Source organism: Actinomadura vinacea (assembly GCF_039532545.1).
In the GTDB taxonomy this organism is placed as follows: domain Bacteria; phylum Actinomycetota; class Actinomycetes; order Streptosporangiales; family Streptosporangiaceae; genus Spirillospora; species Spirillospora vinacea.
In genome coordinates, this window is the sequence record NZ_BAAARW010000020.1 from 379,557 (window position 1) to 396,203 (window position 16,647).

The 16,647-nt window shown below is 71.0% G+C and carries 20 protein-coding genes; 3 read left to right on the plus strand and 17 right to left on the minus strand.

The annotated features are described in order from the left end of the window. Positions 1-3 precede the first annotated feature (3 nt). The 4 genes from ABD340_RS26095 to ABD340_RS26110 form a co-directional block, all read right to left on the minus strand. Positions 4-771 (minus strand): SDR family NAD(P)-dependent oxidoreductase, encoded by a 768-nt coding sequence (locus ABD340_RS26095; protein ID WP_344592353.1) that lies wholly within the window; start codon positions 769-771, stop codon positions 4-6. Further along, a complete protein-coding gene (locus ABD340_RS26100) occupies positions 768-2,123 on the minus strand; it encodes an MFS transporter (protein ID WP_344592354.1) in 1,356 nt (451 codons plus the stop codon). The genes ABD340_RS26095 and ABD340_RS26100 overlap by 4 nt, the downstream gene beginning before the upstream one ends. Before the next feature lie 123 nt (positions 2,124-2,246). Then, a complete protein-coding gene (locus tag ABD340_RS26105) occupies positions 2,247-3,122 on the minus strand; it encodes a polysaccharide deacetylase family protein (protein ID WP_344592355.1) in 876 nt (291 codons plus the stop codon). Between the two features lie 10 nt (positions 3,123-3,132). Further along, entirely contained in the window at positions 3,133-4,203 is a 1,071-nt protein-coding gene (locus ABD340_RS26110) for an asparaginase (protein WP_344592357.1), read from the minus strand. Between the two features lie 206 nt (positions 4,204-4,409). Between ABD340_RS26110 and ABD340_RS26115 the strand changes: the two genes are divergently transcribed. The 3 genes from ABD340_RS26115 to ABD340_RS26125 all read left to right on the plus strand — a co-directional run bounded on the left by ABD340_RS26115 (position 4,410) and on the right by ABD340_RS26125 (position 7,091). Beyond that, a complete protein-coding gene (locus tag ABD340_RS26115) occupies positions 4,410-5,414 on the plus strand; it encodes a LacI family DNA-binding transcriptional regulator (protein ID WP_344592358.1) in 1,005 nt (334 codons plus the stop codon). Positions 5,415-5,569: 155 nt separating this feature from the next. Further along, positions 5,570-5,716 (plus strand): hypothetical protein, encoded by a 147-nt coding sequence (locus tag ABD340_RS26120; RefSeq protein WP_344592360.1) that lies wholly within the window; start codon positions 5,570-5,572, stop codon positions 5,714-5,716. 190 nt (positions 5,717-5,906) lie between these two features. Then, entirely contained in the window at positions 5,907-7,091 is a 1,185-nt protein-coding gene (locus ABD340_RS26125) for an alpha/beta hydrolase (RefSeq protein ID WP_344592361.1), read from the plus strand. Positions 7,092-7,114: 23 nt separating this feature from the next. On the opposite strand, the gene ABD340_RS26130 is transcribed toward ABD340_RS26125, so the two are convergent. From ABD340_RS26130 to ABD340_RS26190, 13 genes are all read right to left on the minus strand, one after another. Next, positions 7,115-8,035 (minus strand): SDR family NAD(P)-dependent oxidoreductase, encoded by a 921-nt coding sequence (locus ABD340_RS26130; protein ID WP_344592363.1) that lies wholly within the window; start codon positions 8,033-8,035, stop codon positions 7,115-7,117. 283 nt (positions 8,036-8,318) lie between these two features. Next, the gene (locus tag ABD340_RS26135; RefSeq protein ID WP_344592365.1) at positions 8,319-9,095 is read right to left on the minus strand and encodes an RIO1 family regulatory kinase/ATPase domain-containing protein; all 777 of its coding nucleotides are present in this window, start codon (positions 9,093-9,095) and stop codon (positions 8,319-8,321) included. A 41-nt stretch (positions 9,096-9,136) separates the two neighbouring features. Next, positions 9,137-9,994: a radical SAM/SPASM domain-containing protein gene (locus ABD340_RS26140; protein ID WP_344592367.1), complete on the minus strand. Its 858-nt coding sequence runs from the start codon at positions 9,992-9,994 to the stop codon at positions 9,137-9,139. A gap of 224 nt (positions 9,995-10,218) precedes the next feature. After that, positions 10,219-10,545, minus strand: coding sequence for a hypothetical protein (locus tag ABD340_RS26145; RefSeq protein ID WP_344592368.1), 327 nt, complete (start codon positions 10,543-10,545; stop codon positions 10,219-10,221). 130 nt (positions 10,546-10,675) lie between these two features. Next, positions 10,676-11,524: a helix-turn-helix domain-containing protein gene (locus ABD340_RS26150; RefSeq protein ID WP_344592369.1), complete on the minus strand. Its 849-nt coding sequence runs from the start codon at positions 11,522-11,524 to the stop codon at positions 10,676-10,678. Between the two features lie 7 nt (positions 11,525-11,531). Further along, on the minus strand, positions 11,532-12,071 hold the full coding sequence (locus tag ABD340_RS26155) for a DUF6879 family protein (protein WP_344592371.1): 540 nt from the start codon (positions 12,069-12,071) through the stop codon (positions 11,532-11,534). 4 nt (positions 12,072-12,075) lie between these two features. Further along, on the minus strand, positions 12,076-12,246 hold the full coding sequence (locus tag ABD340_RS26160; protein WP_344592372.1) for a hypothetical protein: 171 nt from the start codon (positions 12,244-12,246) through the stop codon (positions 12,076-12,078). A gap of 688 nt (positions 12,247-12,934) precedes the next feature. Further along, a complete protein-coding gene (locus tag ABD340_RS26165) occupies positions 12,935-13,156 on the minus strand; it encodes a hypothetical protein (protein ID WP_344592374.1) in 222 nt (73 codons plus the stop codon). Between the two features lie 37 nt (positions 13,157-13,193). Further along, the gene (locus ABD340_RS26170; RefSeq protein WP_344592375.1) at positions 13,194-13,550 is read right to left on the minus strand and encodes a hypothetical protein; all 357 of its coding nucleotides are present in this window, start codon (positions 13,548-13,550) and stop codon (positions 13,194-13,196) included. Then, positions 13,547-13,840, minus strand: a complete 294-nt coding sequence (locus ABD340_RS26175) for a hypothetical protein (RefSeq protein ID WP_344592376.1) — start codon at positions 13,838-13,840, stop codon at positions 13,547-13,549. The genes ABD340_RS26170 and ABD340_RS26175 overlap by 4 nt, the downstream gene beginning before the upstream one ends. A gap of 191 nt (positions 13,841-14,031) precedes the next feature. Beyond that, the gene (locus ABD340_RS26180) at positions 14,032-15,123 is read right to left on the minus strand and encodes a helix-turn-helix domain-containing protein (RefSeq protein ID WP_344592378.1); all 1,092 of its coding nucleotides are present in this window, start codon (positions 15,121-15,123) and stop codon (positions 14,032-14,034) included. Between the two features lie 61 nt (positions 15,124-15,184). Then, positions 15,185-15,820, minus strand: a complete 636-nt coding sequence (locus ABD340_RS26185) for an HAD family hydrolase (RefSeq protein WP_344592379.1) — start codon at positions 15,818-15,820, stop codon at positions 15,185-15,187. A gap of 183 nt (positions 15,821-16,003) precedes the next feature. Then, a complete protein-coding gene (locus ABD340_RS26190; protein ID WP_344592381.1) occupies positions 16,004-16,624 on the minus strand; it encodes a hypothetical protein in 621 nt (206 codons plus the stop codon). Positions 16,625-16,647: the final 23 nt, after the last annotated feature.

Below are 16,647 nucleotides of genomic sequence, written 5' to 3' on the forward strand. Positions count from 1 at the left end.
TCCTCAGTCCGGGAAGCGGGTGGTGAGGCCGCCGTCCACCACGAGCTGCTGGCCGGTGACGTAGCTCGCCTCGTCGGAGGTCAGGAACCGGATCACGCCGGCCACCTCCGCGGCCCGCCCGACCCGTCCGGTGGGGATGCCGCGGGCGGCGGCGCGCAGGCCGTCCGGGCCGAGCGAGTTCTCCGCGTCCAGCGACTGCGGGGTCTCGATCAGGCCGGGGATGACGGCGTTCACCCGGATGCCGCGCGGCGCCAGCTCCACCCCGAGCGAGCGGACCAGGCCGAGCACGCCCGCCTTGGCCGCCGCGTAGTGGGCGTGGTCGTCCCAGCCGTACACGCCGCCCGCGATGGACGACACCGCGACCATCGCGCCGCCCGGGCCGATCGCCGCGGCGGCCGACCGGAACACCCGCAGCACGCCGGTGAGGTCGACGCCCAGCATCTCGTCCCAGCGCTCGTCGGTGAGCTCGGCCAGCGGCGCGCGGCGCAGGATCCCGGCGCCCGCCACCGCGATGTCGAGCCGGCCGAAGGTGTCGACGGCGGTGCGGACCAGCGCGTCCACGGCGGCGGAGTCGCGCACGTCGGCCGGGACGGCGACGGCCCGTCCGCCGTTCGCGGTCACCTCGTCGACCGCGGCCTGCGGATCGTGCGGGTCGCCCGGGTAGTAGCCGATCACGCTGGCCACGCCCGCCCTGGCGTACGCGACGGCGAGCGCGCGGCCGATCCCGCTGGCGCCGCCGCTGATGACGGCCACCTTGGTCGAGTCGGTCACAGGGTGCTCCTCAGGTCGTCCTCGTTTCGGATGGGGGCCGCGGGCACGGCCGTCTCGCCGTCCTGGTCGACGCGGCGGGTGCCGAGCATGGCCAGGCCGGAGCCGATGATGCCGACCGCACCGGCGAAGAACGCGGCCACCGACATGGACAGGTCCGCGCTCAGCAGCACCGACAGCACGGCGGACCCGGCGATCGCGCCGACGGGGCCCATGATGTGCGCGGTGTTCGGGCCGATCCCGCGGACCTTCGCCGGGTAGGACTCGCCCATGTAGAACAGCAGCGCGGCGTACGGGCCGAGCAGGAAGAACAGGCCGAGCGCGTACGCCGGGACGACGAACGCCGCGGTCGCCGGGCCGGCCAGCATCACCGTCATCACCACGCCGCCGAGCAGCCAGCCGATGGTGATCGTCCGGCGCCGGCCGATGCGGTCGCCGACGTAGCCGTGCGCAATGTAACCGGCGAACCCGGCGGCGTTAGCCAGGATCAGCACCAGCAGGGCGCTGTCGAACGAGACGCCCTTGGCGTCGGTGAGCACGGTCGTGCCGAGCACGGAGAAGACCTGGATGCCCATCCAGTTCAGCAGCCATGCCGCCGACAGGCAGACCGTGTGCCGGCGCAGTTCGGGGGCGAAGATGTCGCGCAGCCGTCCCGTCTCGCCGGTCTCCAGCCCGGCGCGCCCGGCCAGGTCGGCGGCCTCGGCGGCGCGTCCCTCGGCGCGCAGCTCGCGGATCCGGGTGAGGTTGACGAACGTCGGCGACTCGGGCAGCCGGCGCACCATCAGCACGATCACCACGGCCGGGAAGGTGGCGAGCAGGAACACCCCGTGCCAGCCGAGGTAGGGCAGCAGCAGCGCCGACACCAGCGCGGCCATCAGCGCGCCGACCGGCCAGCCGCTCTGCACGAAGCTGTACATGAAGCCGCGGCGCCGGTTGTCGCCGTAGACCTCGTTCAGGTAGACGCTGTTGACGACCTCCTCGGAGTAGCCGAGGCCGGACAGCGCCCGGATCAGGATCATGGAGACCTTGCCGCCGGCCAGCGCGGTGAGGCCGGAGGCGATGGCGGCGCCCGCGGTGGTGATCGCCAGCGACCGGCGGCGGCCCCAGCGGTCCAGCATCGGGCCCACGCACAGCGACACCACGAACGTGCCGATGGTGATCCACGTGGTCACGGCGGTGGCGGTGCCGGCGGTCCAGCCGTTGTCCTCGGAGATGGCGGGCAGCAGGGTGCCGAACAGCGTGTAGTCGAACACGCTGAACACCCAGGCGAAGAAGCAGACGATCGAGACGCGGCGGACGGCCGCCGGTGCCAGCGGTGCGCCCCCAGGGGGGAATGGTGCGGTGTTTCCAGACATGGTGAGCCTTCAGGGGTGAAAAAAGGATGGAGATGGCGGAGAGGCTGAGGGGGCGTCGTGGCTCGCCGCTGAACCACGGGCCTGAACCACGGGCCTGAAACACGGGCCGCGGGAGGCGTCCGGTCAGCGCGGGTTGCGCCGGGCGAAGTCGGCGGCGATCTCGTCGAAGCCGACCCAGCGGACGCCGTCGTGCCCGTTGATGTGCTGGATGATCCGCTCGTGCATGAGCAGGGTCTGCGGGCGGCCCGACACGTCCGGGTGGATCGTCATCGTGAAGACCGCGTAGTCGCACTCGCGGTGGATCCAGTCGAACTGGTCGAGCCACATCCGCTCGAGGTCGCGCGGGTTGACGAAGCCGTGGCTGTTCGGGCTGGCCTTGATGAACATCATCGGCGGCAGGTCGTCGAGGTACCAGGAGGCGGGGATCTCGATGAGCGGGGTCTCCTCGCCGCGCTCCAGCGGCTTCATCCACTCCGCGGCCGGACGGTCGTAGTCGATCTTCGTCCAGGAGTCGCCGACCCGGACGTAGTACGGCTCGAAGTCGCGGTGCATGAGCGAGTGGTCGTAGGTGAAGCCGCGCTCCAGCAGCAGCTCGTTGGTGACCGGGGAGAACTCCCACCAGGGTGCGACGTAGCCGGTGGGACGGCGGCCGGCGCGGCCCTCGATCAGCTCGATGGAGCGATCCAGGATCGCGGCCTCCTGCTCCCGGCTCATCGCGATCGGGTTCTCGTGGCTGTAGCCGTGCGCGCCGATCTCGTGCCCGGCGCCGACGCAGGCGTCGAACTGCTCGGGGAAGGTCTCGATCGAATGGCCCGGCCAGAACCAGGTGCTGGGCAGCTCGTGGCGGCGGAAGAGCTCCAGCAGCCGGGGGACGCCGACCTCGCCGGCGAACAGGCCGCGGGAGATGTCGCAGGGCGAGTCCTCCCCGCCGTACGACCCCAGCCAGCCGCCGACCGCGTCGACGTCGACTCCGTACGCGACCAGGATTTCCTTTGCCATTGTCTCCCTCTCAGACTTGTGTGACGGGGGCGGTGGAGGCGGCGGGGCCGTCGAGGCACGCCGCGCTGAGCGCGCCCGCCTCGACGAGCCAGGACCGGCAGCGCCGGGCCACCCGGGCGGGTAGGTCGCCGCCGCCGTCGCCGCCGGGGGACTCGGCGGCGACGGAGGCGGCGAGCAGCAGCCGGGCCTGCCAGGGCGACAGGTCGCCGGCGAAGAGCGCGCCCGCGGCGGACAGCTCGGCGCTCGCCCCCGCGTAGAGCCCGAGCACGGGACCCTCGCCGGTCCGGCTGGCCACCGCCACCGGCACGCCCTCGCGGAGCAGGTCGAGGCAGGCGGCGGTGGTCTCCGGGGTGGCGTTCCCGACGCCGAACCCGGCGATCACCACGCCGCGGGCGCCGGCCCGCCGCGCGGCGTGCAGGGCGGTCGCGTCCGAGCCGAGGTACTGCGGGACGACGTCCACCCGCGGCAGGTCGTCGTGCCGCCCGGTCAGCAGGGGCCGGGGAAGGAGCGGGCGGGCGTGCGGTCGTACCCCGGCCTCGTCCACGTGCGCGATCGGGCCGCGGCCTGGGGCGGCGAAGGCGGCGAGCGCGAGGCTGCCGACCTTGCGCACCCCCACGGCGGGCCAGATCCGGTCGTCGAAGGCGACGGTGACGCCGGTGCCGCGGGCGGCGCCGGACGCGGCCCAGCGGAGCGCGGCCGCCAGGTTGCGGGGGCCGTCGGCGCCGGGGTCGCCGTACGGCCGCTGCGCCCCGGTCAGCACCACGGGCGTGCCCGAGCCGTGCGCGAGGCCCAGCAGGAAGGCGACCTCCTCCATGGTGTCGGTGCCGTGCGTGATGACGATGCCGTCGGCGGCGCCGCTCAGTTCGCGGACCTCGGCGGCCAGCGCGAGGGCGTCGGCGACCGTGGCCGCGAAGCTGACGGTGCGGCGCACCTCGCGGACCTCGACCCGGACGTCCGAATCGTTCCACGCGGTGTTCGCCGCCTCGAGCAGCTCGGCGGTGGGGACGCCGACCCGGCGGCCGCCCGGCCCGTCCGTGGTGGCGATGGTGCCCCCGGTGCCCAGCAGGATCAGATGACGCACGCAACCTCCGCTAACGTTTGCGCTAACGATTGCGGACATCCTGGAGTACGACGTCCATGCACGTCAAGCCCCGATTCCCGGAAAAACGACGAATCAACACCGCCGAACCGGCCGGCGAAGCCGCCGCCCCGGAGAGGGGGCGGCGCTCGCCCCAGGGCCGTCCGCCACAATGTGAGGGGAGCCCCAGACCCCCGGAGGAGATCCACTTGGCCGACCGACCCCGCCTGTCCGATGTGGCGCGCGCCGCCGGCGTGCACACCACGACCGTCTCGCGCGCCCTGCGGGGGAGCGAGGGAGTGGGCGAGGAGACCGCCGAGCGGATCAGGCGGGTGGCCGCCGACCTCGGCTACCTCCCGCACCCCGCGGCCACCAGCCTGCGCACCGGCCGGTCCCGCATGATCGGGGTGGTGGTGCCGCGGCTCACCGACGTGGTGCTGGCGACCATCTACGAGGGCATCGAGGAGGGCGCCGCGGCGGCCGGGTACCAGACCGTGGTCGCCAACAGCGGCGACGACATCGAGATCCAGCGGCTGCGCACCGAGACGCTGCTGGGCATGCGGGTGGACGGCCTCATCCTGGGCGACGCCCGGACCGACTCCGATCTCGTCCACGGCCTGGTCGGCAGCGGCGCCAAGGTGGTGCTGACCTCCCGGCGGCTCCCCGGCGTCACCTCGGTGACCTGCGACGACCTCGAAGGCGGCCGGCTGGCCGGGCGGCACCTGCTGGCACTGGGCCACCGCCGGGTCGGGATCATCGCCGGACGGCCCTACGCCTCCACCGGGATCGAGCGCACCCGGGGATTCCGCGAGGTGTACGCCGAGGCCGGCGTCCCGGTGCCGGACGATCATGTGCTGCACTCGCCGTTCGACGCCGACGGGGGGCGCCGCGCGGCGGCCGCCCTGCTCGCCCTCGATCCGCGGCCGACCGCCGTCTACGCCGTGAACGACTTCGCCGCGATCGGCGCGATGGGCGCGATCCGCGAGGCCGGCCTGCGGGTCGGCGAGGACGTCTCGGTCGTCGGCTACAACGACGTGTCGATCGCCGCCGACCTGCCGGTGCCGCTCACGACCGTCCGCTCGCCGATGCGGGAGATGGGGCGCGGCGCCGCGGCCGCCATCGTCAAGCTGATCGAGGGCGGGTCCGCGCGCTCCCGGCGGCTCGCCCCCGCCCTCATCGCCCGCGCCTCCAGCCGTCCGACCAGCGCCGGCTGACGGTTCTCACGGACGGTATTCGCGGGTCGGCAAAGAGCAATTTACGGAAACAAGGCGAACCCACAGACAAAGGCTCGGGGCTTGGCGCGTTACAACTAGGTGGAATCACCCAACAACCACCTCGAACGCGATCAAACCCGGAGGATGCAGACACGATGAGCACCCCGCTGGCCAACCCCCGCCGTACCCGCATCGACGCCTGGCCGCGGCCGCCGCGTCCCAGGACCGGCGACGCGCAGCACGCCGACCGGCCCGCCGACCAGGGCGCCCACGTCCGGGACGGTCGCCGGCCCGTAGGGTGACGGCCACCATCGGCCACGCCCGGACCGGGAACCTACCCGCTGGTACTACCGGCTGGTAAAGGTGCAGGTGGTGGCGCCGCGGAAACGGTACCGAACGATCAAGCATTAACAAGACCGACATATCTGAGCAAAGTGCTCGCCAATGGGGCAATGCGCAAGTAAAGTTTGCGCTCTGAAAGGTGGGACGCCCGTGCGCGAGCAGCTGGATCGCTGGGTCGGGGTCGGCAGCATCATCGCCGTTGCGGTGGTGCCCACGGTTCTCGTCCTGATGCCCTGGAAGAAAGATCAACCGGCCGGTACCCAGGGCATGCCCGGCCCCACCCCCGCGGGGAACACACCGGCGGCTCCCATCCCCTCCCCGTCCGAGACCGCCTCGCCGCCCGTCCCGGCGGGACGCAACTCCGGGGTCCTGCCCGACATCAACTCGCCCCGGCCCCGCGGCCAGGGCGGCGGCTCGCGCCCCGGCGGGGGTGTCATGTACGCGACCGCCGACGACGGCGCCCGCATCACCCGCGTCAAGTGGATCGGCAAGCGGACGGCGGACATCTCCGTCGCCTCCCCCGCACTGGGCTCCACCCAGAAAGTCCGCCTGCTCGTCCCCAAGAGCTGGAAGGCCACGGCCACCCGCAGCTGGCCGATCGTGTACACCTTCCACGGCGGCGACGACTCCTACGTCTCCTGGACGCGCAGCACCGACATCAGCAAGGTCGCCTCGGGCTACGACGTGATGGTGGCGATGCCCGAGGGCAGCAACGGCTCGTACACCGACTGGTACAACGGCGGCAAGGGCGGGCCGCCCAAGTGGGAGACCTTCCACACGCGGGAAGTGCCGCAGCTCCTCGAACGCAACTTCCGCGCGGGCGCCACGCGCGCGGCCATGGGGATCTCCTCCGGGGCGCAGGGCGCGATGACCTACGCGGCCCGCCACCCGGGCATGTACAAGTACGCCGCCGCCTACAGCGGCGTCCTGTCGATGCTGTCGCCGGGCATTCCCGCCCTCCTGCTGTTCATCAACTCCAAGCAGGACCCGCTGCGGATCTGGGGCGACCCGGTGCGCGACCGGGCGAACTGGGCCGCCCACGACCCCACCAGCCTCGCGGCCAACCTGCGCGGCACGGGCGTGTACGTCTCCTCGGGCAATGGCAGGCCTGGGCCGTACGATCCGTCCAACGCGGCCCCCTGGGACATCCGGTACCTGAGCGAGACGCAGGTCGAGCGCGCTTCCCGTGATTTCGCCGACCGGGCCCGTTCCCACGGCGTTTCCATCACCACCGACTTCTACGGCGACGGTTCGCACAGCTGGGGTTACTGGAAGCGCGAGATGCACCAGACCTGGCCCACGATCATGCGAGCACTGGGCGCCCGCAAGTCCTGAGGCCCCTTCCGCGGCGCGCGCGATCAGCCGGTGAGGTAGCCGCCCGAGGCGTCGATGTCGGTGCCCAGGACGGCGGTGGCGTCGTCGGACGCCAGCCACATCACCACCCGGCTCATCTCCTGCGGCTGGACGATCCGCTTGATCGGATAGTCCTGGGCGATCTGCTCGTAGGTCATGTCGAACGCCTCGGCGGCGCGGCGCAGCATCGGGGTGTCGACCGCACCGGGCGCCAGCGCGTTCACCCGGATGCCGCGGTCGGCGTACTCGAGGGCGGCGACCTTGGTGAGCGAGGCGACCCCGTGCTTGCTGGAGTTGTACGGCGCGATCGTCGCGAAGCCCACCTCGGCGGAGATCGACGCGGTGTTGACGACGATCCCCCGGCCCCGCCGCAGCATGTGCGGGATCTCGTACTTCATCGACAGGAACGTGCCCGCGGTGTTGGTGCGCCAGACGAGTTCCAGGTCGCTCAGCGTCTGCTGGTGCAGGGGCGCGGAGCGGGGGCTCTCGATTCCGGCGTTGTTGAACGCGATGTCGATGCGGCCGTGCCGGCGGACGCAGGCGTCGATCAGGGCGCGCACGTCCGGCTCGCGGGTGACATCGGCCCGCACGTACGTGGCGTCGCCGCCGAAGGCGCGGATCGCGCGTTCGTGCCGGCGGCCGAGTTCGGCGCGGCGGCCGCAGAAGACGACGCGGGCGCCCTCGCGGGCCATCTCGTACGCCGTGGCCTGGCCGATCCCCGACGTGGCACCGGTGATCAGGACGACCTTGCCGGCGAAGCGGCCGTCCGGGTTCGCCCGCCCGGTGGACGGGGCGGGCGGGCGCTGGGTGTTCGCCGCGGCGGACCGTCCGGCCAGCGGCACGGCGGCCAGACCGGCGGCGCCGATCGCACCGGCGGCCAGCAGACGGCGGCGGGAATGCGCGGAGTGCTCGGAGTGCTCGGACATCTGGGCTCCAGATCAGCCGTTGGGGGATGTGCTGGGAACCCTGCTGCACGCACTCGTCGCACGTCCAAGACATGCGTTTATAACCGTTGGCTATATGCCATTCGACCAGAGCTTTTCGCTTCCCTTTATCGCTGCCACCCGCGTGAGCGTTCTCCGCTACGACCGCTCGTCGAGCAGGGCCAGGTCCGCTTCCCCGATCGTGGCCGTGACCAGCAGTTCGGTGATGAGGTTGTGGTTGAGCGTGTTGCCGAGCGGCGGCGTAGCGCAGCGGGAGCAGCAGGTTTCAGCGGCCCGAGGGCGTCAAGCCTCGATGACCAGCCCACTCCTGGGCTGCTGTGGCCATCGCCTTGAGCCACCCCGTGTCAGGATTCCGCTCCACACGCTCCCGCCACATCCGCAGTGTGGCCGCGGCGAATGCGTCGACCGCAAACGGGTCCGCGGCCTTCCACGCCCGGCACCCGCTCATCCACGTCTCGGCGGCCTTGGCGTCGTGGCCCGCGGCGATCAGCTGCACTACCAGGAGCGCCGGGTCGATGAATGCTGCGCCCCGGGTGGGCCACGACCAGTCGATCACCCACGTACGATCATCGTTCACGAGCACGTTGTGGGGATGCAGGTCGGCGTGAATCAGCGTCTCGCCCTGAAAATGAGCCGCGTCCTGCCCAGCGAAGCGGTCCCACCGGGTTTCCGGCCAATCTCGGGCGACCTCGGGCAGGTCTAGATCCCCGATCCGTTCGACGACGTCGATCAGAGCGGGCAGGTCCGGCGAGCCGGGCTCGAAACCGGTCGGCCGCGCCTCGATGACATCGAACCCGAGCACGACCCAGGCCGGGTTCTCGACCTGCCAGCGCACCGCCGGTGCAAGGGGCACGATCGCCGGGTTGACGAGCCCTTCCCGAACCAGGGAGTCCCGCCGGCCTCCGGGCCGGTTACGGACAGCCTTGACGAACCAGGCCCCGGTCGCACCGGTGACCACGGCCGTAACATCGGCGTCGTCACCGTGCTGGGCGGCCCGGACGTCGACCAGGTCGCCGGTGTACGGGCGGATCGCCGCCGCCAACTCCGGTTCGGGAAGGGCTTGCCTCATCGATCCTCGGCTCCTCACGCCTTGGGGCTGCACCCGCTGCCCGGTGTTCCCGGCTTGCACTCCTGGTCGGGCTCGCAAACACCCGAGCGGGCCGTGCCCCTGATGGAGGCGTTCGCCTCGGCCATTGCGGTCCCGCCGACGATAGCGGCCAGCGGGTCCCGGTGGACGTTGCCCACGCTCATCCAGTCCGAGGTGAACACGCAGGGGGAGACCTCGCCGTTGGGGCCGATGGCGGCGCGGTCGGTTCCGCAGTTGCCGCACAGCTGCGTCATGTCCGGGGCGTGGCCATCGGCGCCGCGGCCGAACCGCCGGACCCGGTCGATCCCGATCTGGGTTACACCGAGCGCTTCCAGGTCGCGCCATGCCTCCTGGACGGACTGCCCGTCGCCGGTGTCGATGATCCCGGCTCGGAGCGGAATGTCCAGGGTGAGCGCCCGCTCGATATTGGCCCGGGTTCGCGCGTGGGTCGGTCGACCGGTGACCGCATTGTGCACCTCGGCCTGGTCGGAGTAGTAGGACGTGGCCAGGGACACCCCGTCACGCTGGAACAGGCCCCACCATTCGGCGGAGACATGCACGAGGTTGGTGTAGATCTCGACTCGCAGGCTGAGGCCCAGCGCGTGCTCGACCAGCTGGGCGCCGGCGGGGTGCATGGTCGGCTCGCCGCCGATCAGCTGGATTTGCTGGACGCCGCAGCCCGCGGCCTCGTCCAGGACGCGGGTCCAGTCCTTGATGGTCATGGTGCCGTGGTCGCCCTCGGGCCCCGAGGAGTTGTAGCAGTGTGAGCAGGACAGCTGGCACTTGCGGGTCAGGTCGAGCCAGAGCATTCGGGGCTTCGCCTGCTCGACGGTCCGGTCGGTTGTGATGGTCATGCTCTTCTCCGTTCGTGAACGGTGAATAGGGGTGGAGCTGTTGGGAACCTCTTGCCGATGTGGTGGACGGGTGGGTCGGGGACGTGGCGGGCCGCGGCGCTGAAGGGACAGCACGAGCCGTGGCCCCGGCCAGGCATCCGAGGGCCGCGGGGTCTACACGAGCCGCCGTACGAGCGCGCCCAACTCCCGGTCAATGTGGGCGACAGCGCCGGGGATGTCGCCGCTCACGTGTTGATCCGCACTCCCGACTCGTGCCGCACGATCCGGCGGATCTCCCGGCCGGCGGTCACCAAAGACTTGATGGCCGTGACCGCGTCGGGGAAGTTGTCGGCCTCGCCGAGCGGGCAGCCGCCGGTGGTCAGGAACCACACCCGGCCGCCGTCGTCCTCGCGCCGACGGGCGACGATCGTGGCGCTGGGATGCTCCGGGCGGCACGAGGTGGTCTCGGGATTGGTGACGTGCAACCCGTCCGGCGTCATCTCGGCCGTGAGTCTGTGGGCCCTCAGGACGGTGCAGAGCGCCTCAAGCAGCGGTCTACGATCAGCGGTCATAAGGTGGGGCCTCCTCGGACGGCGTTGCTCCTGGTCCCGGCCGGTGGGTGAGATCACCGCGTCCGGGGCTACTTTCTGGGGGCACCCCCAACAGTGGACAAGGCCTTAACGGTCTGGCCAGGAACTTGCCTCAGCTTGCTCGCAACTCCTGAATTGCCCCGCTGATGAGATCACGCGCCGCAGATCCGTAGACAGCGGAGGACGCCAGCCAGTCGAACTCCTGGCCATACACGGCGATCTCCCGGGGCTGGGTGATGGCAAGCTCGGCCGCCGCGGTGTCGACCAGCACCAACCGGTTGTCGAAGATCCAGAACCCGTGACTGGGAGCGCGCCGGAGCCGAGCCCTGGTCGGGATGATGCCGAGACTCAGGCGCGGCAGGATCGACAGCGTCAGCAGCCGCTCCAACTGGGCGATCAGCACGTCATCCCCCGCGAGGCCGATCGTCAGGGCCACCTCGCAGATGACCATGTGAAAACGTCGGTCGCGGTCACCGCGCCGGAGCACGTCCTGACGGTCCATGCGCGCCTGGACGGCCGTGTCGACATCGCCGCCGGTGCCATGGAAGGCGATATTGTCCCGGAACCGCGCCTCGGCGTAGTCGCGGGTCTGAAGCAGGCCGGGGATGACGACGGGCTCGAACACCCGGAACAGCGTGGTCTCCGCCTCTTGCGCGGCGATGGTCTGCTGGCGCCGCCCGGCGCCGGCGCGCCACTCTCTCCGCCACTCCATGTAGGCGCTGGAGATGTTCCGAATCGTCGCGATCAGGTCCGGGATGTGGTCCTCGGCGTGGACCAGACGACACCAGACGCGGATGTCGTCCTCGCTCGGCGTCTGCTTGCCGTGCTCGATCTTGGAGACCTTGCTCTCGTGCCAGTCCGCCTGTTCGGCCAAGCGGCGCTGCGCGAGCCGCGAGTCCTGGCGCAGCTCGCGCAGCCGCAGGCCGAGCGCCTCGCGGGCCTGCTGGTGGGGCTGGGACATGACGGCGCTACAGGGCGTCCGCGAACTCGTCCCGGCTGACGGCCGCCTCCCAGGCAATCCGGCGCCACTGCTGGTGCTGGGCGATCGTGGCCGAATCGTCGAGCAACTCGGCGCCGACGAACGCGTCATCGTCGTCGAACCGCAGGACCGCCACGTGCTCGTCGTCGAACAGCCACGCATCATGCGGAGGCTCAACCGGAAGGCCGAGCCCGACGGCGCGGACCCGGTCGAGATAGCGGATGTCCTCCCCGGCAGCGACGTTGCCCTGAGCGCACCACAGCGCGTACCGCGAGTAGTCGCCCAGCGGAACCGACACCACCCGCACGCGGGAGAACGGGCGCCCCTCCATGGCCGCCCGGCGGGTCCTGTCGTACCAGTGGCCCGAGCGGACCGACTCGTCCAGCTCGCCGGCGCCGGCCATGAACGCCTCGAACGACGGCCGCTCATTTGGCACGTTGTAGCGGTCGCGGGTCTCCAACCGGAACGCGTACCGCCGCACGCCCTCGAACAGGGCGCCGAGCTGGTCGCCGGTCAGCAGAACTGCCACGAGGTCATCCCTTCGCGTGGTGCTCCCGGTAGTGCTCGATCAGGTGCCGCACCAGCGCCGGGTCGATCTCCACGAGAGTCTCGTCGTCGGCCAGATTGCGCACGTCGCCCAGCGCCGTCAAGTCCGCGACGATCTTCCCCTGCACCACATAGGTGCGGCGATCGGTGGCGTACATCGCCGGACACGTGCCCTGATTCGAATCCGTTCCGAGGAACCGTAGCCGCATGATCTTCCCTTCACCCAGTAGGTTGCTGGAACTTGCTTCACGGGGCAGCGTTGCGGCCGGTCGCGCAACGGTCAAGAACCGCGAAGGCTACACATCGCATCCGCCACTGTGAACACAGCGTGGGAAAGCCCCACCGATCGGTGACCGTACGGGCTGCTCCTTGGCCGCGAGTCAGAGCCCGAATCGCAGCGTCAGGCGCCCGATATCGTCCTGCGCCACCATGGCCGCTGACTGCCTGCTCTCAAGATCGCCGAACCCACCACCCGGCGTCGGTCTCTCCTTCGCCGTGCGGCCGATGCCCACGTGGGGGGAGCAAGGCACCAGCCGCACGATCCCCCTGAGCCCGGCGGCGATCCCCAAGCCACCGGGCCGGGATGCGGCCGTGCGACCGCTCTGCGGGGACGGTGCGCTTCCTGGTGTGAGGAAGTTGAGCGGTCGCACGGCGTCGATGCGGGGCGGTCCGGCTGCCGCGCCTGTCCGGCCGGCCCGCCCCGCGCCTTGGGTGAGTGCACGCCGCCCCCTGGGACGGCGCGGCGCGCACTCACGTCGCGTCCGCGTGCGGCGGGTCAGCACCGCAGCGCGTCAGTGTCCACCCCGAGCGGCCGCGCAATTCGTTCGGCGGTCCGCTCGACGTGGGTCAAGGTGCCGACCGAGTGGTCCTTCTTCGGGCGGTCGACCAGATGAACAGCTCGTCGCCGTCGTCCCAGCGGATCCGCCAAGGGCCCCGCTGCCTGTAGGTGACGGCGAGGAACTCGGTCGGCGTGCCGAGGCGTGCCACGGCCACTTGGGGGAAGCGGCGGCGGAACGCGCCGTGCAGGCTGAACCGCGAGAGCGGCACGAGCCCGGAGGGTTCGTTCACATGAGGCATGGCTGTTTGCTCCAGGGGTCGTCGAAGGTCAGCGCCACCCGCGCAGCAGGCCGCGCCGGGGCAATTCGTGTCGGCCACGCGACGCCCGAGGTTCGGTGGGCATGGCGGGACGGCGCGGCGCGGGGACGCCGGGCGCCGGCCGACTCACGGCACCAGGCTGATGGACGCGGGCGAACCGGGGCACTGTGAGGACGGCCGCCACGCGGTGGCTCAGTTCGGCCGGGCTGTCGGCCTCCACCAGGAGGTCACGACCGGAGCGGTCGCGGAGCATCGCCCACCACTCCCGCGTCGCCTCGCCCCACCAGACGCGCGCACCCGGGAAGCGGCGACGGAGTTCGGTGACGACCCGGGAGACCTCTGCCGGGCACGGGACGGCCGCGTTCACTGCCCGCCCCCGTGCTGGGAGCCGGCGAGGATGCCGCGGATCATCAGCGCGGCGTCGACGATCCGGTCCGCCTCGGTGATCGGCTTCCCCGACGAGGTCCAGAACCAGAGGCGGTCTCCGTCGTCGCTGCGCTTGCGGCAGGTAATCGTGTCGGCCGCGTAGGAGACCTCATCGCAGCATCCGGAAACCTGCGTGTTCGTCACTTTGAGACCGCGCGCGGTCAGCTCGACGGCGAGGCCATGCGCGCCCAAATAGGCGCCGAGCGCGGCGAGCGGATTGGTCTGGGGCATAGTCTTTGCCACGGGTCGGAGATCCTTCCGGCCAAGGCCCCGGGGCCCCTGGTGTTCGCGCACCAGGCCGGGGCCGCCTTGTTCTCGGACGGGGCGGGCGGCTGTCGTTCAGCAGGCCGCTCCCACGCACCGATCCTGATGGCTCACAAGACCCAGAAGTGACACACCTGGTGTCACCACGCCTGAACTGGCTAAATGGCCCGCGCCCACTCGGCAAATGCGACTAGGGCGTGCGGCGGGGACACATGCAGGCGAAGTAGGGTGACCAGGGCATCACGCACGAAAGGATGCTCGCGCACGTGCTGAGGAGCGGTCTGCCGGGCAGTCTGGAGCGACCCGAAAGCCTCATCCCGCATCCCCAGCCATAGCTGCGCGCGCGCCGCGTCGCCGAGCTCGACGGCAACCGAGACCTCGTGCACATGCAGCGAGGCCGGGCCGAAGGCCGTGCCGTTATAGACGCCCTCTGGGACCCCCTTGACCAGGCGCCGGGCCTCCTTCATGTGCTGGGCGACGACTGCGGGGTCCTCGGTCAGCCGGGCTGCCACGACGGCGGCGCGCATATGCAGGGAGCCTGCGGCAGCGCGCAGGTCCGGCGAGGTCGGCTCGGGAAGGTCGTCGAGGGCCATCTCTAGCGCGCGCAGCCCCGGAGTGAGATTGCGGCCAGCAGCGAAGAACACCTCGGTTCGCACATAGGCGGCGGTGGCGATCAGCGCCGAGTCCTCTGCGATATCGGCCGACCGGCGCATCAGCTCGATCAGGCGGGCCGACAAATCGTAGTAGCCGTACTTGTAGGCCACCGCGTCAGCGGACCGATAGGCCGCAGCCAGCAGGGCCGCAACGGCTCGGCGTTCAGGACCTCCACCCAACACGGCGCGCGACAGCTCAACCAACAGCGGCGGCAGCTCCTCGGCCAAGCGCGTGTACTGCGAGGTCAACCGCCGCTGTGTGGCGGTCGCGGTCGCTCGCCCGAGCTCATCCAGCGGGCGTACGGGGCCGTCGTCGGGGATGTCGTAGGCATCGATGGCGGTGCGGATATCCGGCACCGCGGCATGCACCCGGCTGTCGGTGTGCGCACGGCGGCCTGTGAGGGCGTCCGGCTCCACCCCAAGTGCGGCTGCGAGCGCCTCCAGTACACCATCGGTCACCGGGCGGCTGCCCTGCTCGACCTTGCGCAGTGTGCTCAGCGAGATGTGTGCGTCCTCGGCCAGTCGCCGCTGCGTGAGTCGGCGCACACCGCGCATCGCGGCGATGCGATGGCCGACCTGCCTGTCCGGGATCACCATGGGCTCCGTGAGGTACGTCCTGCGAGCACCGTACATGGCCCTCCCCCGCAGGCAGCGAACTTCAGCGCAGCAGAGCAGGAAGATCGATCAGCTGGTCGACCAGCCAATCCGCACTCCGGCCGCCCGCCGGATCGTCGGCCCACAGGTAGCCCCAGGGGCCGCGGCGCACAAGTGCCGTCCAGAGACCGGCGGCTTTGGCCGGCCCGATGTCGTTGGCCGGATGGTCACCCACGTAAAGGATCTCGTTGGGGGCGCCAGGCGCCCATTCGATCAGCCGGGCGTAGAAGGCGGGATCTGGCTTGGCCACGCCCCACTCCTGCGAAGTGGCGATCGCATCGGCGGGAAGATTCAGCGCGCGCAGGCAGTCGCCGGCACGCGAGGTCTGGTTGCCTGCGATGCCGACCCACAGACCCTGGGCTCGCAGCCCGGCCAGAGCCTGACGGACGTCGCCGTACAGGTCGGCCTCGATGATCTGCTCGCCGCATCCCGCAGCGATGCGGGCCTGGCGCTCGGCCGCGAGGTCGATGCGGGGCCGGATGAGACGCAGTGCGTCGGCGTTGTCGCGTCCCTGGGAAACCACAGCGCCGACAAGGGCCGACATCGTGTGAGGGCGAACGCCGAGCCATTCCGCCCATGCCCGCCACTCCCGCGTGTCGTCCACCAGGGTCTCGCCAACGTCGAACACCACAGAGATCACCGCTCCAGAGTACGAGCGGGAACGACCACCGTGAGCCCGGTCGCGGACTTCCCGACAGTTCCCGAAGACGTCCCAGGCGTGTACATCGAATGCACATGGGGCCGGGAACTCCAGGGATGTGTTTCGCCTGTTCATCCCGGTAATTCTCGGCCCCGGCGCGGACGACGCCGGCGCCGCGAATCGCTACTGGCGTGCCTGGACGAGGCGCGGGCCGAGGAGGCGGGCGAAACCGTTCGCGATCGACCGTCCCGAGTCGCCCTGGGCCGCGTACTCGATCTGCGCACCGTCGGAGAGCCGCACCGTCACGGTCACCCGGTCGCCGTCCCCGGCGGCCCATGCCTGGGCGACGTGCGAGGCGTGCACGAATCCCGGGCGGTGGTCCAGCGCCACCTTGTCACCGAACAGCCAGCGCCGGTACCTCCCGAACACCAGCAGCGGCAGCGAAAGGATCATCAGCGTGTACATCACGAACTCGGCGGCGGCCCGGACGAGGATGCCGAACAGGAAGTAGCAGAAGCACAGGAGCGCGGGCGAACCGACTATGACGGCCGCGTTCTCGGACGCGCCAACGGCCTTGGGGATGAGGAAGGCGGGCCAGGACAGCAGGATGGCCAGCCCCAGCGCGATGAACAGCACCTTGTCACGGAAGAAGCGGTGCCCCCAGCGCTCCAGCCTGTCGCGGAAGCTCTCCTTGTCGGCCGAGTACCCGTGCCCGGAGAACGCCAGGCGGACCCGTCCGCCCGGCCTGGCACGGGCCTCGTTGTTGGCAGCCACGCGTCGTACGTCCCTTCCGTCCGGTTCCATGATCCGGATCCTTAGAGAAGGGA

What these genes read in the sequence shown, in the direction of transcription:
- ABD340_RS26180 (WP_344592378.1), bottom strand. Translation starts at nt 15,123, where the DNA reads ATGGTGATCCCGGACAGGCAGGTCGGCCATCGCATCGCCGCGATGCGC.
- ABD340_RS26140 (WP_344592367.1), bottom strand. Translation starts at nt 9,994, where the DNA reads ATGACCATCACAACCGACCGGACCGTCGAGCAGGCGAAGCCCCGAATG.
- ABD340_RS26130 (WP_344592363.1), bottom strand. Translation starts at nt 8,035, where the DNA reads ATGTCCGAGCACTCCGAGCACTCCGCGCATTCCCGCCGCCGTCTGCTG.
- ABD340_RS26190 (WP_344592381.1), bottom strand. Translation starts at nt 16,624, where the DNA reads ATGGAACCGGACGGAAGGGACGTACGACGCGTGGCTGCCAACAACGAG.
- ABD340_RS26150 (WP_344592369.1), bottom strand. Translation starts at nt 11,524, where the DNA reads ATGTCCCAGCCCCACCAGCAGGCCCGCGAGGCGCTCGGCCTGCGGCTG.
- ABD340_RS26120 (WP_344592360.1), top strand. Translation starts at nt 5,570, where the DNA reads ATGAGCACCCCGCTGGCCAACCCCCGCCGTACCCGCATCGACGCCTGG.
- ABD340_RS26160 (WP_344592372.1), bottom strand. Translation starts at nt 12,246, where the DNA reads ATGTACGCCACCGATCGCCGCACCTATGTGGTGCAGGGGAAGATCGTC.
- ABD340_RS26105 (WP_344592355.1), bottom strand. Translation starts at nt 3,122, where the DNA reads ATGGCAAAGGAAATCCTGGTCGCGTACGGAGTCGACGTCGACGCGGTC.
- ABD340_RS26145 (WP_344592368.1), bottom strand. Translation starts at nt 10,545, where the DNA reads ATGACCGCTGATCGTAGACCGCTGCTTGAGGCGCTCTGCACCGTCCTG.
- ABD340_RS26175 (WP_344592376.1), bottom strand. Translation starts at nt 13,840, where the DNA reads ATGCCCCAGACCAATCCGCTCGCCGCGCTCGGCGCCTATTTGGGCGCG.
- ABD340_RS26100 (WP_344592354.1), bottom strand. Translation starts at nt 2,123, where the DNA reads ATGTCTGGAAACACCGCACCATTCCCCCCTGGGGGCGCACCGCTGGCA.